The organism is Sinisalibacter aestuarii (genome assembly GCF_027923545.1).
Lineage (GTDB): Bacteria > Pseudomonadota > Alphaproteobacteria > Rhodobacterales > Rhodobacteraceae > Sinisalibacter > Sinisalibacter aestuarii.
The window spans coordinates 1-255 of sequence record NZ_BROH01000043.1; the positions used below are offsets into that span (position 1 = coordinate 1).

The 255-nt window shown below is 65.1% G+C and carries 1 protein-coding gene; it reads right to left on the minus strand.

Features of this window, described 5'->3' with window-relative positions:
• The coding region (locus QMG28_RS20930) for a transposase (RefSeq protein ID WP_281844156.1) at positions 1-255 on the minus strand (255 nt) is incomplete at both ends.

Consider the following 255-nt stretch of genomic DNA (forward strand, 5'->3'; position numbering starts at 1 on the left):
AGCCCGTATTGCGATGCGGATGGCGGCCAGAGTGACGCCGGCCATGAAGGTCTCGGCGTGTTTGTCGTAGCGGGTGGCCAGGCCCCTGTATTGCTTCAGTTTGTTGAAGAACCTCTCGATGATGTTGAGCCGCCGGTAGAGGGCGCGGTCGTTGGCGTGCGGCAGTTTTCGGGGCGCCTTGGCGGGGATGTTCGGGGTCGCGCCGCGGGCGCGGATCGTGGCGAGGATGGCGTTCGAGTCATAGGCCTTGTCGGC